Source organism: Rhodoferax sp. LB1P47 (assembly GCF_056521445.1).
Window position 1 is genome coordinate 1 of sequence record NZ_JBWMAU010000031.1, and the last position, 12,889, is coordinate 12,889.

Below are 12,889 nucleotides of genomic sequence, written 5' to 3' on the forward strand. Positions count from 1 at the left end.
TGGTAAACCAGATGATGTCACTTCCCAGTGGCTGCGCCTACACCTTCACCCTCAAAAATTCGACTCCCAATCGACAGGAAATTACATCTTTGAGTGGTTGTGCAAGTGGCTCAATTACATAGCAAAAATACCCATAACCCAACATCCAGGCAGAACGTCCGCTAGCCAGAAACACCGCAGAACTGGCTCCGCCAGGCTGCTGGTGTTGTCCCCTGCAAGGGGGTTGGCGAAAACACGCAGTGTGTAGCCTGGGGGTGTGACAACTCACCGGGGCCGGTCGTAGAACTTGAAAGTCATGGGGGCGACTACGGTCACGGGCAAGGCCACACCGTTTTCGCTGTAGGGCACAAAGCGCAGCGCCCGTGCCGACAGCAGCGCGGCCTCGTCCAGCAAGGCGTTGCGGCTGGTCTCAGCCACCCGCGCCCGCTGGACCTGGCCATCGGCAGCCACCTGCAACTGCAACACCACCGTGCTGCTGCGCGTGCGGTCGCGGACCAGGTCGATGGCGGGCAGCGGAATCTTCGCCACCCAGGGGCCAGTGGCACGCATGTCGTCGATGCTGACTTGCTGCTCAGGCCAGTCGGCCTCGGGCGGGGTCGAGGCACAGCCCACCAATACGGCCACCACGGCGGCCAAACATCCACGGACCAGATATCGCTGCATAGGATTCCTCAAAAAAGTGTTCAACGTGGCACCAACTCTTGGTCAATCGCACCGAACAAGCTCAGCCCATCCCGGCCCTTCATCTCGATGCGCACGGCGTCGCCAAACTGCATATAGCCGGTGCTGGCCTGCCCGCCGAGCTGGGTTTCCATGGCCCGCTTTTCCGCAATGCTGTGGTAGCCCTTGGGCCACTGCGATTTGCTTTTGCTGCCCGTACCCGCGTTGGCCACCGGGCCGGAGCCGACGATGCTGCCCGCCCGCACCGCCCGCGTGCTGCACAGGTGGGCGATGAGCTGGCCAAAGTGGAATTGCATCTCGGGCCCAGCATCGCACATGCCCACCTTGCGGCCGTTCCAGCTGGTGTGCAGCGGCAGGTGGACGCGGCCTTTGTCCCAGGATTCGCCCAGCTCGTCAAGCGTGATGGCCACCGGGCTGAACGCGGTGGCGGGCGCACTTTGCACCCAGCCTGCGCCTTTGGCCTGCTCGGCCGCCTCCAGGCTGCGCAAACGCACGCTGTTGGTCAGCACCAGCAGGCGCACGCCGTCGAGTGCCTGCGGCGGGGTCACGCCCTGGGGCACGTCGGCGGTGATGGCGGCAATGCCCGCGCCGAAGTCGATGCCCAGCGCCTCGGACGCATAGCGCAGCGGGTCGCACGCACCGGCCAAAGCGTCGCCACTGCCGGGGGCTAGCACCGGGCCGGTGTTGCTCTCACGGGGTTGTAGCAGGCTGGGATAGGCCTGGCCCTCCACCCACTGGAACGCACGCGGCAACGGGGCCAGGCACTGGCGTGGATCAAACGCAAACGGGTGGCGGGCGCGGCCCTGGTTGAGCGCATCAAACAGGTCTTGCAGCTGCGGGCTGAGGAAGCCCCAGTCGTCCAGCACCTGCTGCAAACGGCTGGCGATGCCGGTCGCATAATGGGCGGTGGCCAGATCGCGCGACACCACCACGAGCTGGCCGTCGCGGGAACCGTCTTGGTAAGTGGCCAATTTCATACAGGACTAAGACGGGTGATGGGGATGAAGCGTTGCATAGCCCAATGAGTTTACCGAAGCCCTCTTTGCCCTTGCTGGCCCTCGCGGCCACGGTGGCGCTAGCCCATGTGGCGCTGCTGCGCAGCGTGCCGCCTCTGCTGCACGTGCAAGCCCCCACGGTGGTGCAGGCCCTGAACACCCGCAGCATCGCCGCCCCGCCGCCGGTCGTGGCCGCCCCCCCTGCGCCCGCCGCGCCCAAGCCGGTACGTCCTGCACCAGTACCAGCGCCACCGTATGCGCCCGCCACCGTGGCACTCGCAGACATTCCGGCGGACCCGATCCCCGTACCACCCACGCCCCCCGAACCGCCCGCGTCGGCCCCCGCGCCCGTAGAAGCACCGCCGCCCGAACCGCCCCCCCCCGCAGCACCGGCATCCGCCCCCGCCATGCCGCTGACCCACGCCACGGTGTTTGCCTTCCCCGACCCGGTGCGCCTGCTGTATGACCTGACGGGCGAGGCCAAAAAGCTGCGCTACAACGCCCGTGGCGAGCTGCTGTGGACGCAGGACGGCCAGCATTACGAGGCTACGCTGCAAGCCAGCATGCTGTTTTTGGGCTCGCGCACCCGCACCAGTACCGGCAGCATCACGCCCGGGGGCCTGGCCCCGCAGCGCTTCGCCGACAAATGGCGCACCGAGCAGGCCGCCCACTTTGACCAGGCCCAGCGGCGCGCCAGCTTCAGCGCCAACACGCCCGATGTGGCGCTGCAAACCGCCGCGCAAGACCAGCTCAGCGTGATCCTGCAAATCGCCGGCATCCTGGCCGCCGAACCCGCCCAATACCCGCCCGGTGCGGCGCTAGCCATCCAGACCATCGGCCCCAAGGATGCCGACACCTGGATATTCACCGTGGAAGAGCGCAAGAAAATCCACCTGCCGAGTGGCGAGATAGACACCCAAAAACTCACCCGCAACCCGCGCAAACCTTTCGACCAAAAAGTCGAACTCTGGCTGGCACCCGGCATGGGATACCTGCCGGTGCGGCTAAAAATCACGAATGCCAACGGGGATTACATCGACCAGCAGCTGCGCGGCGTGGAAAAGCCCTAAGCTTGAAACCCGCCCGTCCGTCTCCAACTGTGCTGTAGCTTTGAAATAAGGACCCCACCATGAACACCTTGTACGACTCCGAATCCTTTGTGGTGGTCCACATGCAACCTGTCGCCGCCCTGCAAGCCCTGCTGCCAGCGCTAGACACGCCCCGCCCACCCGTGCTGGAGCGCCACGGCTTTGAGATCGTCGACAAACGCTCCGGCAAAGAGGTGTATCTGGATGGCTCTTGGGCCGAACTATTCCAGCGCCACATCGCCGCCTGGCAGCTCAACACCCCCACCCAAGAAGAAGTGGAAGACACGCTGGAGCAGTACGCCGGGCTGGCACAAAACCCGGTCGCCATCCACTAGACGTGATGCTGCTACGCGCCGCCTTGCTGGCCACGGCCTTGTTGACCGGCTGCGCCAGCGTTGTGCCGAACCGCACCCTGGCGCTGCTGCCCGCGGATGCCATCCTGCTGGGCGAACAACACGACGCGCCCGACCACCAACGCATCCACCGCGAGGCCGTAGAAGCCCTTGCGGCACAAAACCAACTGGCTGCCCTAGTGCTGGAGATGGCCGAGCAAGGCCGCAGCAGCACCGGCCTGCCCGCCTCCGCCAGCGCCACCGAAGTCCAAACCGCCCTGCACTGGAACGACACCGGCTGGCCCTGGGCCGCCTACGGCCCCGCCGTGATGGCCGCCGTACAAGCCGGGGTGCCGGTGCTGGGCGGCAACCTGCCACGGGCGCAGATGCGTGCAGCGATGGCCAACACCCGGCTCGATGGACTGCTGCCCGGCCCGGCGCTGAAGGCCCAGCAGCAGGCCATCCGCCTCGGCCACTGCGGCCTGCTGCCCGAGAGCCAGATAGGCCCCATGACCCGCATCCAGATCGCCCGCGACCAGGCGATGGCGCAGACCCTGCAAGCCGCCACCGTGCCCGGCAAGACGGTGCTGCTGCTGGCCGGAGCGGGCCATGTAGACCGCAGCCTGGGGATTCCGCAATATCTGCCCGAAAACTTGCACTCAAAAGCGGTTCTGCTGCAAGTAGAACCTGCGCAAGCAGCTCCTAAAAGCATAGTAAATTTTGATAGCATCTGGCGCACACCCCGCACTCCGCCCACCGACTACTGCGCGACAATCCAGCCCCAATGACTTACGCCCACATCCTCACCTTATCGTGCCCCGACCGCCCGGGCATCGTGCACGCGGTTTCCGGCTTTTTGCTGGAACGCGGCTGCAACATCGAAGAAGCCGCCCAGTACAACGACCCCGACACGGGTTTGTTCTTCATGCGTGTGCAGTGCGCCAGCGAGGCCATGGCCACCACGGAGTTGCGCAGCCAGCTAGCCCCATTTGCCGAAGGCTTCGCCATGCGCTGGAGCCTGCACGATGCGGCCGCACCGGTGCGCACCGTGCTGATGGTCAGCAAGGAAGGCCACTGCCTGAACGACCTGCTGTTCCGCTGGAAAAGCGGCCTGCTGCCGCTGGACATCCGGGCCATCGTCAGCAACCACCGCGAGTTCTACCAGCTGGCGGCCAGCTACAACGTGCCGTTCCACCACATCCCGGTCACCGCCGCCACCAAAGCCCAGGCCGAGGGCCGCATCTATGAAGTGATCGAAAGCGAAGGCGCAGAGCTGGTGGTGCTGGCGCGCTACATGCAGATTTTGAGCGACGACCTGTGCCGCAAGCTGGCCGGGCGGGCCATCAACATCCACCACAGCTTTCTGCCCAGCTTCAAGGGTGCCAAGCCCTACTACCAGGCGCACGACCGGGGCGTGAAGCTGATCGGGGCCACCGCCCACTACGTGACGGCCGACCTGGACGAAGGCCCGATCATCGAGCAAGACGTGGCCCGTGTAGACCACAGCCGCACCGTAGAGCACTTCACCGCCCAGGGCCGCGACACCGAGAGCCAAGTGCTGGCCCGCGCCGTCAAGTGGCACAGCGAGCACCGTGTGCTCATCAACGGCCACAAGACGGTGATTTTTAAATAGGCCTCCTGCCTTCTCCAGGGATACCGTGGAACCGGCTTCGCCGGGCCACTGGTATCGCCCCCTGCAAGGGGGTTGGCGTAGCGCAGCGTAGCCTGGGGGTGAGCCTTAAAGCTGATTGGCCATCACCTCGCCCAGCCGCACGCTACCCGCGGGTGCCCAGGCGGGGTTGAAGGTGAGCGGCCCCTTGGGGAACAGCATCACCACAGTGGAGCCCAGCAGGAAGCGGCCCATCTCGTCGCCCTGTTTCAGTTCAATTTTTTTATCGTCATAACGCCATTCGCGCACCGGGCCGCGCGGCGGATTGATGATGCCCTGCCAGACAGTGGCCATGCTGCCGACGATGGCGGCCCCCACCAGCACCAGCACGAATGGCCCACGGGCCGAGTCAAACACACATACCACCCGCTCATTGCGCGCAAACAGCCCCGGCACGCCCTGCGCCGTGACCGGGTTCACCGAGAACAAATCGCCCGGCACATAGACCATGCGCGTCAGCTGCCCGTCGCAGGGCATGTGGATGCGGTGGTAGTCCTTGGGGCTCAGGTAAATGTTGGCAAAGTGGCCGTTCTCGAACAGCGCACCCAGCGCCGCATCGCCACCCACCAGTGCCGTGGTCGAAAAGGTATGGCCCTTGGCCTGAAAGATCTGGTCGCGTTCGATGCGGCCAAACTGGCTGATCGCACCGTCCACCGGGCACACCAGATCGGCGGTGGCCAGCGGGCGCGCACCGGGCTTCAGGGCGCGGGTGAAGAACGCGTTGAAGCTGGCGTAGCTGGTGATGTCCGGGTTGGCGGCCTCGGCCATATTCACCCCGTACTTAGCGACGAACCAGCGGATGATCCCTGTGGTAATGCTGCCGGCACGCGCCGTGGCAACATGCCAGCCAAAAGCGGTGATGGCGTGCTTGGGCAGCAGGTACTGCAGCCACACTTTGAAACGGTCAGACACGCGCAATCCCCTAGGCAAAAAGGGGGCCATTGTAGTCAGCGGTGGCCACCACACAGGGGACAATCCGGGCATGAGCGTTACACGTATACCCCCGATCCAGTGCCTGTTGACCTTCGAGGCGCTGGCCCGGTTGCGCAGCGTGACGCAGGCGGCCGAGGAGCTGTGCGTCACCCCCAGCGCGGTCAGCCACCGGATCAAGCAGCTGGAGCAGATTCTCGGCACCAAGCTGTTTGGCCGGGCCGACTTTTCGCTCACCACCGAGGGCAGCGAGTACCTGGCCCATGTGCGCGAAGGCCTGGCGATTCTGGAGCGCTTCCCCAGCGCCCAGTCGGCCCCCGGCAAGCGCAAGCTGCGGCTGGCCGTTACGCCCACCTTCGCCCGCGCCATCCTGATCCCGCGCCTGCGCCAGTTCACCGAGGCCTACCCCGAGATCGACCTGACGCTGCAAGTCTCGATTCCGCTGCTGGATGTGGTGGCCGAAGATGCCGATCTGATGGTGCGCTTTGGCACCGGCCGCTACGCCGATGTGGAGCATGTCTGCCTGACCCGCGACGAAGTCACGCCCCTGGCCTCGCCCAGCTTTGTGCGCGAGCACGGGCCATTCGAGACGGTGGCCGACTTGGAAGGCGCACGCCTGCTGCGCAGCCCACTGGAGCCCTGGCGCACCTGGTTTGCCGCCCACCAGCTGGACTGGCCAGAACCGGTCGAGGGCTCGCAATTCAACGATATTGGTTTAATGTGCGATGCCGCTGCCGCCGGAATGGGCATTGGCCTGGTGCGCCTGCGCCTGGGCGCCCCGTGGCTAGAAAACGGCGCATTGGTGCGCCTGTTCCCACGCAGCGTGCCCAGCCCGCATGCGCACTACCTGTGCTGGAACACTGGCGCAATGGACCGCTGGGAATGCGCGGCGTTTGCCGACTGGCTCAAGAAAGCAATGGCCTGAACACGCCACCCGCGATTTAAACAAAAAGAGCCGCTAGCGTAGGTACCACCTGCACGAGCAGCTCTTATTTAAATAGCAGAAGGCTTAAGCAGCTTTGGCTTGGGCCAAGAGGGTTTCAGCGCCGCTAACTTCCAGCTTGCCGCCGTCTTCCAGGTTCAAGGTTTGCACCACGCCGTTTTTCACCAACATGGAATAACGGTGGCTGCGGATACCCAAGCCCTTCGCGGTCAGGTCCAGCACCAGACCGGCGGCGGTGGTGAATGCGGCGCTGCCGTCACCCAGCATGCGCACCTTGCCAGCCGTCTTCTGGTCACGGCCCCAAGCACCCATCACGAACGCATCGTTCACGCTGATGCACCAGATTTCGTCCACGCCCGCAGCCTTGAAGGCTTCAAAGTTCTGCACATAACCGGGCACGTGCTGGGCTGAGCAGGTAGGCGTAAACGCGCCAGGCAGGGCAAACAGGGCAATCGTCTTACCTGCGGTGGCCTTGCTGACATCGACCGGATTCGGGCCGATGCTGCAACCTTCGCCTTCAATTTCAATGAATTCCATCAGGGTGGTGGATGGCAGGGTGTCGCCGACTTTGATCATGTGTGCTCCTTGAGGTTAGAAATAAAAATGGGCTCGTTCAGAGCCCAAAAACAAAAACGGCCCACATTGTGAGCCGTTTTTTAACTAGTTTGCAGGTTTAAACTGCAATAGCCTTTTGCACCAGACGGGTCGCAACCCAGTTCTTGGTTTTAGAGATCGGACGGCTTTCCGTGATCTCGATGGTGTCGCCCAGCTTGTACTCGCCCTTTTCGTCATGGGCGTGGTACTTGCTCGACTTGCCAACAATCTTGCCGTAGAGCTCGTGCTTCACACGGCGCTCGATCAGCACAGTCACAGTCTTCGTACGCTTGTCGCTGACCACCTTGCCAACCAAGGTGCGCTTGAGGGATGTTTTAGCTTCCGTCATGTTGTTGCTCCTTACTTAGCAGATGTATCAGCAGATTGCTTCTCGACAAGAATAGTCTTGGCGCGGGCAATGTCACGGCGCGCAGTGCGCAGCGTAGCTGTGTTGTTGAGTTGTTGCGTGGCTTTTTGCATGCGCAGACCGAAATGGGCGCGTTGCAGCGCTTTCACTTCAGTTTGCAGGCCGGCAACGTCTTTGGTACGTAATTCAGTAGCTTTCGTCATCTCAATCTCCTGATCACTGACCAATCATGCGGGCCACGAAGGTGGTACGCAAAGGTAGTTTGGCAGCTGCCAAACGGAACGCTTCACGGGCCAACTCTTCGGAAACACCGACGATTTCAAACACGATTTTGCCGGGCTGAATTTCAGCCACGTAGTACTCGGGGTTACCCTTGCCGTTACCCATCCGCACTTCAGCAGGTTTTTGGGAAATTGGCTTGTCGGGGAACACACGGATCCAGATACGACCACCACGTTTGACGTGGCGGGAAATCGCACGGCGTGCGGCTTCAATCTGGCGGGCCGTCAGACGGCCACGGTCTGTGCACTTCAGACCGAAATCACCAAACGCAACCGAGCTACCCCGGGTTGCGATGCCGGTGTTACGGCCTTTTTGCTCTTTGCGGTACTTGCGACGCGCGGGTTGCAACATGTTTATTCTCCTTTACCGTCAGCTGCACCAGGTGCAGCAGGCGCGGCTACTTTACGGACGCGCTGAACGGTAGATTTCGGTGCCGTAGCACCTGTGGCTTCAACAGGTTTGTCGCTACCGTCCGCAGGAGCCGCATTGGCACCCACAGGACGGCGGGGACCACGAGCTGGAGGACGGTCATTGCCACCAGGACGGCCACCGCGATCATCGCGACGGGGTCCACGGGGACGACGTTCTTCATCATTGCGCGGCTCTTGCACAGCAGGCAGATCGTTACGACCCAAGGTATCACCCTTGTAGACCCAAACCTTCACGCCAATAATGCCGTAAGTGGTTTTGGCTTCGGATGTGCCGTAGTCGATGTCCGCACGCAAGGTGTGCAGTGGCACGCGACCTTCGCGGTACCACTCGCAACGAGCGATTTCAATACCATTCAGACGGCCAGACGACATGATCTTGATGCCCAGGGCACCCAGACGCATGGCGTTTTGCATGGCGCGCTTCATAGCACGGCGGAACATGATGCGCTTTTCCAGCTGCTGGGTGATGCTGTCGGCAATCAGCTTGGCATCGATTTCGGGCTTGCGCACTTCTTCGATGTTGACTGCGACGGGCACGCCCAATTGCTTGGCCAGCTCACGCTTGAGGTTCTCGATGTCTTCGCCTTTTTTGCCGATCACGACGCCCGGACGAGCCGAGAAAATCGTGATACGGGCGTTCTTGGCTGGACGCTCGATCAAAATGCGCGAAACCGAAGCGTTCTTCAGTTTGGCTTTCAGGTACTCACGTACCTTGATGTCTTCGGCCAGCATGCCGGCGAAGTCGTTGTTGCTTGCGTACCAACGGCTGGACCAGTTACGGCTGACCGACAAACGAAAGCCGGTAGGGTGGATTTTTTGTCCCATATCTTCCGACCTTTTAGTTACCGACCGTCACGTACACATGGCACGTGGGCTTGCTGATACTGTTACCACGGCCTTTTGCACGGGCTGTGAAACGCTTGAGAGTGGCACCTTGTTCGACGAAGATGGTTTTCACCCTCAACTCGTCAATGTCGGCACCGTCATTATGCTCAGCGTTGGCGATAGCCGATTCCAGAACCTTCTTGATGATCACAGCAGCTTTTTTCTGTGTGAACTCCAAGACGTTCAGGGCTTGGTCTACCTTTTTGCCGCGGATCAAATCTGCGACCAGACGGCCTTTGTCTACTGACAAACGCACGCCGCGAAGGACTGCACGTGTTTCCATGGTCTTTCCTTATTTCCGCACGACTTTTTTGTCGGCAGGGTGACCCTTGAAAGTACGGGTGAGTGCGAACTCTCCCAACTTATGGCCCACCATTTGGTCGGTAATATAGACAGGGACGTGCTGTTTGCCGTTGTGCACAGCAATGGTCAGGCCGATGAAATCGGGCAAGATCATGGAACGACGCGACCAGGTCTTAATTGGCTTTTTGTCTTTGATGGCGACGGCTTTTTCAGCCTTGGCCAACAAATGGTGGTCTACGAAGGGACCTTTTTTAAGTGAGCGAGTCATCTAGCTACCCCTTACTTCTTGCGACGCGACACCACCATCACTTGGGTGCGCTTGTTGTTACGGGTACGGTAACCCTTGGTCAGATTGCCCCAAGGATCGACTGGATGACGGCCTTCGCCGGTCTTACCTTCACCACCGCCGTGTGGGTGATCGACAGGATTCATGACCACACCGCGAACGGTTGGGCGGATACCCTTCCAACGCTTGGCACCGGCCTTGCCCAAACGGCGCAGGCTGTGTTCTTCGTTGGCTACTTCACCAATGGTGGCGCGGCATTCGATGTGGATCTTGCGAACTTCACCGGAGCGCATACGCACCTGGGCGTAGATGCCTTCACGTGCCAACAGCGTTGCCGAGGTACCAGCCGAACGGGCGATCTGCGCACCTGCACCGGGCTTGAGCTCGATGCAGTGGATAGTCGAACCCACAGGGATGTTACGGATCGGCAAAGTGTTGCCTGCGCGGATCGGTGCTTCTGCACCGCTCATCAGGCTTGCACCAGCTTCTAGGCCACGGGGCGCAATGATGTAACGACGCTCGCCGTCGGCATAGCACACCAGAGCGATGTGGGCCGTACGGTTTGGATCGTATTCAATACGCTCAACCTTTGCGGGAATGCCATCCTTGTTACGGACAAAGTCCACAACGCGGTAATGGTGCTTATGACCGCCGCCACGGTGGCGAATGGTTATATGGCCATTGTTGTTACGGCCCGCTTTTTGGAACTGAGGTTCCAACAGCGCCGCGTGAGGAGCACCCTTGTACAGGTGGTCACGCGAGATCTTCACCATGCCGCGTTGGCCTGGTGAAGTGGGTTTCATTTTAATGACAGCCATGATTACGCGGCCTCCCCGGTCAGGTTCAGCTCTTGACCAGGTTTGAGCGTCACATAGGCCTTGCGAACGTTGTCGCGGCGACCGATGGATTTGCCAAAACGCTTGGTTTTGCCTTTGGTATTGACCACAGAAACGCCCTTGACTTCCACCTTGAACATCAGCTGCACTGCAGCCATGATCTCGTGCTTGGTCGCGTCCTGGAGTACCTTGAACGTCACTGCGTTGGACTTCTCAGCCACCATAGTTGCCTTTTCAGACACGATGGGAGCGATCAGCACCTGCATCAGACGGCCTTCGTCAAATTGACGCTTCGTCGAGTTCATGCGGCTCATGCGAACATCTCCTGGAGTTTGTCCATGGCAGCCTTGGTCACCAAAACCTTCTTGTAGTGGACCAGCGACACCGGATCGGCGTAGCGGGGCTCAACCACAAGAATGTTGACCAGATTGCGGGAAGCCAAATACAGGTTTTCATCAATTTGATCAGCGATGACCAACACCGACGCCAGATTCATAGCCTTGAACTTAGCCGCTAAGGGCTTGGTCTTGGGCGAATCGACGGTCAGCGAGTCAACGACGGCCAGACGACCTTCACGGGCCAACTGCGACAAAATCGCAGCCATACCAGCGCGGTACATCTTCTTGTTGATTTTTTGCGTGAAGTTTTCGTCTGGCATATTCGGGAAAATACGACCGCCGCCGCGCCACAGGGGCGAGGAGGTCATACCGGCGCGAGCGCGGCCAGTTCCCTTTTGCTTGAACGGCTTCTTGGTCGAGTGGCGAACCTGCTCACGGTCTTTTTGGGCACGGGTGCCTTGACGCGCATTAGCTTGGAAAGCGACTACAACCTGGTGCACCAGATCTTCGTTGTAAGCACGACCGAATACAGCTTCAGACGCATCAAACTTGGATGCGGCTTGGCCTTGGTCATTCAGGAGTTCGAGCTGCATTAGTTCGCTCCTTGCGTTACTTTGGCCTTGATGGCGTGGCGCACCGTCACAAAACCACCTTTGGAACCAGGAACTGCGCCCCGGATCAAAAGCAGTTGACGGGCTTCGTCGATGCGGATCACGTCGAGGTTTTGGGTGGTGACTGTGTCCACACCCAAATGACCCGTCATGCGCTTACCAGGGAACACACGGCCCGGATCCTGGGCCATACCAATGGAGCCAGGAACATTGTGCGAACGGCTGTTACCGTGCGAGGCGCGCTGCGACTTCATGTGGTGGCGCTTGATGGTGCCGGCAAAGCCTTTACCAATCGTGGTGCCTTGCACGTCGACTTTTTGACCCACTGCGAAGACTGCACCAGCGGCGACCACAGAACCCGGCTTGTACTGGGCTGCTGCATCGGACGTGACGCGGAATTCTTGGATGATTTCACCGGCTTCAACGCCTGCTTTCGCAAGGTGACCGGCCGCCGGCTTGGTCACACGCGAAGCTTTGCGTGCGCCGAATGTGACCTGCAGGGCCACATAACCGTCGTTCTCTTGGGTTTTGATCTGGGTGACACGGTTGTTAGATACGTCTACCACCGTCACAGGAACTGCGTCCCCGTCATCGGTGAATAGGCGCATCATGCCTACCTTGCGGCCCAGCAACCCTAGGGAGTTGCTTTGACTCATTGTTTTCTCCGTAACTTCCACCCGTGTAACTGCAATTGGCTACACGGTTTTTGCGTGAAAGACTGTTAATAAAACTGCACTGAAACCCTTGCGAATTTCAGCGCAGCCTTGGAGTATAGCCCGCACTTGGATTTGAGGCAAGTGCAGGCTATTTCCTTGGGGGTTGGGTGGCTCCCGCTTGCGCAAAAACCACACCGATTGCTTTATTGCAGCTTGATTTCGACGTCCACGCCAGCAGGCAGATCGAGCTTCATCAACGCGTCAACAGTTTTATCTGTCGGGTCAACGATGTCCATCAGACGCTGGTGCGTACGGATTTCAAACTGGTCACGGCTGGTCTTGTTGACGTGCGGCGAACGCAGGATGTCGAAACGCTTCATGCGGGTTGGCAAAGGCACGGGGCCCTTGACAATCGCGCCAGTGCGCTTTGCGGTATCCACAATTTCAGCGGCCGATTGGTCGATGAGTTTGTAGTCGAACGCCTTCAGGCGGATGCGGATTTTTTGCTTGGTAGACATAATGGTTCCTTGTCTAATTAAGCAATGATCTTGGCAACCACACCGGCGCCGACGGTCTTGCCGCCTTCGCGGATAGCGAAGCGCAGACCTTCTTCCATGGCGATGGGGTTGATCAGCTTGACGGTGATCGACACGTTATCGCCC

Annotated in this window: 21 protein-coding genes; 5 read left to right on the top strand and 16 right to left on the bottom strand. The window is 60.6% G+C overall.

Translation table 11 applies throughout. The features are described 5' to 3' along the window. Positions 1-264: 264 nt before the first annotated feature. Together AC0969_RS19420 and AC0969_RS19425 are read right to left on the bottom strand one after the other, a co-directional pair. Positions 265-663 carry an energy transducer TonB family protein gene (locus AC0969_RS19420; RefSeq protein WP_479625799.1) on the bottom strand — a complete coding sequence of 133 codons (399 nt, stop codon included), beginning with the start codon at positions 661-663 and terminating at the stop codon, positions 265-267. A gap of 20 nt (positions 664-683) precedes the next feature. Then, entirely contained in the window at positions 684-1,658 is a 975-nt protein-coding gene (locus tag AC0969_RS19425) for a fumarylacetoacetate hydrolase family protein (RefSeq protein WP_479625800.1), read from the bottom strand. A gap of 65 nt (positions 1,659-1,723) precedes the next feature. Here AC0969_RS19425 and AC0969_RS19430 point away from each other — a divergent pair, with 65 nt between their 5' ends. The 4 genes from AC0969_RS19430 to purU are packed head-to-tail and all read left to right on the top strand — an operon-like array spanning position 1,724 to position 4,729. Next, positions 1,724-2,746, top strand: a complete 1,023-nt coding sequence (locus AC0969_RS19430; protein WP_479625801.1) for a DUF3108 domain-containing protein — start codon at positions 1,724-1,726, stop codon at positions 2,744-2,746. A 59-nt stretch (positions 2,747-2,805) separates the two neighbouring features. Next, on the top strand, positions 2,806-3,099 hold the full coding sequence (locus AC0969_RS19435) for a BTH_I0359 family protein (RefSeq protein ID WP_479625802.1): 294 nt from the start codon (positions 2,806-2,808) through the stop codon (positions 3,097-3,099). A 5-nt stretch (positions 3,100-3,104) separates the two neighbouring features. Then, a complete protein-coding gene (locus AC0969_RS19440) occupies positions 3,105-3,884 on the top strand; it encodes a ChaN family lipoprotein (RefSeq protein WP_479625803.1) in 780 nt (259 codons plus the stop codon). Next, positions 3,881-4,729 carry a formyltetrahydrofolate deformylase gene (gene purU, locus AC0969_RS19445; protein WP_479625804.1) on the top strand — a complete coding sequence of 283 codons (849 nt, stop codon included), beginning with the start codon at positions 3,881-3,883 and terminating at the stop codon, positions 4,727-4,729. Before AC0969_RS19440 ends, purU begins: the two co-directional genes overlap by 4 nt. 105 nt (positions 4,730-4,834) lie before the next feature. Here purU and asd read toward each other — a convergent pair whose 3' ends face one another. After that, the gene (gene asd, locus AC0969_RS19450) at positions 4,835-5,677 is read right to left on the bottom strand and encodes an archaetidylserine decarboxylase (RefSeq protein ID WP_479625805.1); all 843 of its coding nucleotides are present in this window, start codon (positions 5,675-5,677) and stop codon (positions 4,835-4,837) included. Between the two features lie 70 nt (positions 5,678-5,747). On the opposite strand from asd, the gene AC0969_RS19455 reads away from it, so the two are divergent. Further along, positions 5,748-6,620 carry a LysR substrate-binding domain-containing protein gene (locus tag AC0969_RS19455; RefSeq protein WP_479625806.1) on the top strand — a complete coding sequence of 291 codons (873 nt, stop codon included), beginning with the start codon at positions 5,748-5,750 and terminating at the stop codon, positions 6,618-6,620. An 84-nt stretch (positions 6,621-6,704) separates the two neighbouring features. Here the strand turns inward: AC0969_RS19455 and AC0969_RS19460 are convergent, their stop codons facing one another. The 13 genes from AC0969_RS19460 to AC0969_RS19520 form a co-directional block, all read right to left on the bottom strand. After that, on the bottom strand, positions 6,705-7,214 hold the full coding sequence (locus tag AC0969_RS19460) for a redoxin family protein (RefSeq protein ID WP_479625807.1): 510 nt from the start codon (positions 7,212-7,214) through the stop codon (positions 6,705-6,707). Positions 7,215-7,311: 97 nt separating this feature from the next. After that, positions 7,312-7,581 (bottom strand): 30S ribosomal protein S17, encoded by a 270-nt coding sequence (gene rpsQ / locus AC0969_RS19465; protein ID WP_295952998.1) that lies wholly within the window; start codon positions 7,579-7,581, stop codon positions 7,312-7,314. 11 nt (positions 7,582-7,592) lie between these two features. Continuing rightward, positions 7,593-7,802, bottom strand: coding sequence for a 50S ribosomal protein L29 (gene rpmC, locus AC0969_RS19470; protein WP_479625808.1), 210 nt, complete (start codon positions 7,800-7,802; stop codon positions 7,593-7,595). Between the two features lie 13 nt (positions 7,803-7,815). Further along, a complete protein-coding gene (gene rplP / locus AC0969_RS19475; RefSeq protein ID WP_209393184.1) occupies positions 7,816-8,232 on the bottom strand; it encodes a 50S ribosomal protein L16 in 417 nt (138 codons plus the stop codon). A gap of 2 nt (positions 8,233-8,234) precedes the next feature. Then, entirely contained in the window at positions 8,235-9,137 is a 903-nt protein-coding gene (gene rpsC, locus AC0969_RS19480; protein WP_479625809.1) for a 30S ribosomal protein S3, read from the bottom strand. A 13-nt stretch (positions 9,138-9,150) separates the two neighbouring features. Continuing rightward, positions 9,151-9,480 carry a 50S ribosomal protein L22 gene (gene rplV, locus AC0969_RS19485; RefSeq protein ID WP_479625810.1) on the bottom strand — a complete coding sequence of 110 codons (330 nt, stop codon included), beginning with the start codon at positions 9,478-9,480 and terminating at the stop codon, positions 9,151-9,153. 9 nt (positions 9,481-9,489) lie between these two features. Continuing rightward, positions 9,490-9,768, bottom strand: coding sequence for a 30S ribosomal protein S19 (gene rpsS / locus AC0969_RS19490; protein WP_295952987.1), 279 nt, complete (start codon positions 9,766-9,768; stop codon positions 9,490-9,492). Positions 9,769-9,779: 11 nt separating this feature from the next. Beyond that, the gene (rplB, locus tag AC0969_RS19495) at positions 9,780-10,604 is read right to left on the bottom strand and encodes a 50S ribosomal protein L2 (RefSeq protein WP_295952982.1); all 825 of its coding nucleotides are present in this window, start codon (positions 10,602-10,604) and stop codon (positions 9,780-9,782) included. Positions 10,605-10,606: 2 nt separating this feature from the next. Continuing rightward, on the bottom strand, positions 10,607-10,927 hold the full coding sequence (gene rplW / locus AC0969_RS19500; RefSeq protein WP_479625811.1) for a 50S ribosomal protein L23: 321 nt from the start codon (positions 10,925-10,927) through the stop codon (positions 10,607-10,609). Positions 10,928-10,932: 5 nt separating this feature from the next. Next, a complete protein-coding gene (gene rplD / locus AC0969_RS19505; RefSeq protein WP_479625812.1) occupies positions 10,933-11,553 on the bottom strand; it encodes a 50S ribosomal protein L4 in 621 nt (206 codons plus the stop codon). Continuing rightward, positions 11,553-12,227 carry a 50S ribosomal protein L3 gene (gene rplC / locus AC0969_RS19510; RefSeq protein WP_348028308.1) on the bottom strand — a complete coding sequence of 225 codons (675 nt, stop codon included), beginning with the start codon at positions 12,225-12,227 and terminating at the stop codon, positions 11,553-11,555. Before rplC ends, rplD begins: the two co-directional genes overlap by 1 nt. Positions 12,228-12,430: 203 nt before the next feature. Next, positions 12,431-12,745: a 30S ribosomal protein S10 gene (rpsJ, locus tag AC0969_RS19515; RefSeq protein ID WP_019575636.1), complete on the bottom strand. Its 315-nt coding sequence runs from the start codon at positions 12,743-12,745 to the stop codon at positions 12,431-12,433. Positions 12,746-12,762: 17 nt separating this feature from the next. After that, positions 12,763-12,889, bottom strand: a 127-nt coding sequence (locus tag AC0969_RS19520; protein WP_479623952.1) for an EF-Tu C-terminal domain-related protein, incomplete at its 5' end; no start/stop codon positions are given.

Coding starts and splice junctions, on each gene's coding strand:
- AC0969_RS19420 (WP_479625799.1), bottom strand. CDS start 663: ATGCAGCGATATCTGGTCCGTGGATGTTTGGCCGCCGTGGTGGCCGTA.
- AC0969_RS19425 (WP_479625800.1), bottom strand. CDS start 1,658: ATGAAATTGGCCACTTACCAAGACGGTTCCCGCGACGGCCAGCTCGTG.
- AC0969_RS19435 (WP_479625802.1), top strand. CDS start 2,806: ATGAACACCTTGTACGACTCCGAATCCTTTGTGGTGGTCCACATGCAA.
- AC0969_RS19440 (WP_479625803.1), top strand. CDS start 3,105: ATGCTGCTACGCGCCGCCTTGCTGGCCACGGCCTTGTTGACCGGCTGC.
- purU (WP_479625804.1), top strand. CDS start 3,881: ATGACTTACGCCCACATCCTCACCTTATCGTGCCCCGACCGCCCGGGC.
- AC0969_RS19455 (WP_479625806.1), top strand. CDS start 5,748: ATGAGCGTTACACGTATACCCCCGATCCAGTGCCTGTTGACCTTCGAG.
- AC0969_RS19460 (WP_479625807.1), bottom strand. CDS start 7,214: ATGATCAAAGTCGGCGACACCCTGCCATCCACCACCCTGATGGAATTC.
- rpsQ (WP_295952998.1), bottom strand. CDS start 7,581: ATGACGGAAGCTAAAACATCCCTCAAGCGCACCTTGGTTGGCAAGGTG.
- rpmC (WP_479625808.1), bottom strand. CDS start 7,802: ATGACGAAAGCTACTGAATTACGTACCAAAGACGTTGCCGGCCTGCAA.
- rplP (WP_209393184.1), bottom strand. CDS start 8,232: ATGTTGCAACCCGCGCGTCGCAAGTACCGCAAAGAGCAAAAAGGCCGT.
- rpsC (WP_479625809.1), bottom strand. CDS start 9,137: ATGGGACAAAAAATCCACCCTACCGGCTTTCGTTTGTCGGTCAGCCGT.
- rplV (WP_479625810.1), bottom strand. CDS start 9,480: ATGGAAACACGTGCAGTCCTTCGCGGCGTGCGTTTGTCAGTAGACAAA.
- rpsS (WP_295952987.1), bottom strand. CDS start 9,768: ATGACTCGCTCACTTAAAAAAGGTCCCTTCGTAGACCACCATTTGTTG.
- rplB (WP_295952982.1), bottom strand. CDS start 10,604: ATGGCTGTCATTAAAATGAAACCCACTTCACCAGGCCAACGCGGCATG.
- rplW (WP_479625811.1), bottom strand. CDS start 10,927: ATGAACTCGACGAAGCGTCAATTTGACGAAGGCCGTCTGATGCAGGTG.
- rplD (WP_479625812.1), bottom strand. CDS start 11,553: ATGCAGCTCGAACTCCTGAATGACCAAGGCCAAGCCGCATCCAAGTTT.
- rplC (WP_348028308.1), bottom strand. CDS start 12,227: ATGAGTCAAAGCAACTCCCTAGGGTTGCTGGGCCGCAAGGTAGGCATG.
- rpsJ (WP_019575636.1), bottom strand. CDS start 12,745: ATGTCTACCAAGCAAAAAATCCGCATCCGCCTGAAGGCGTTCGACTAC.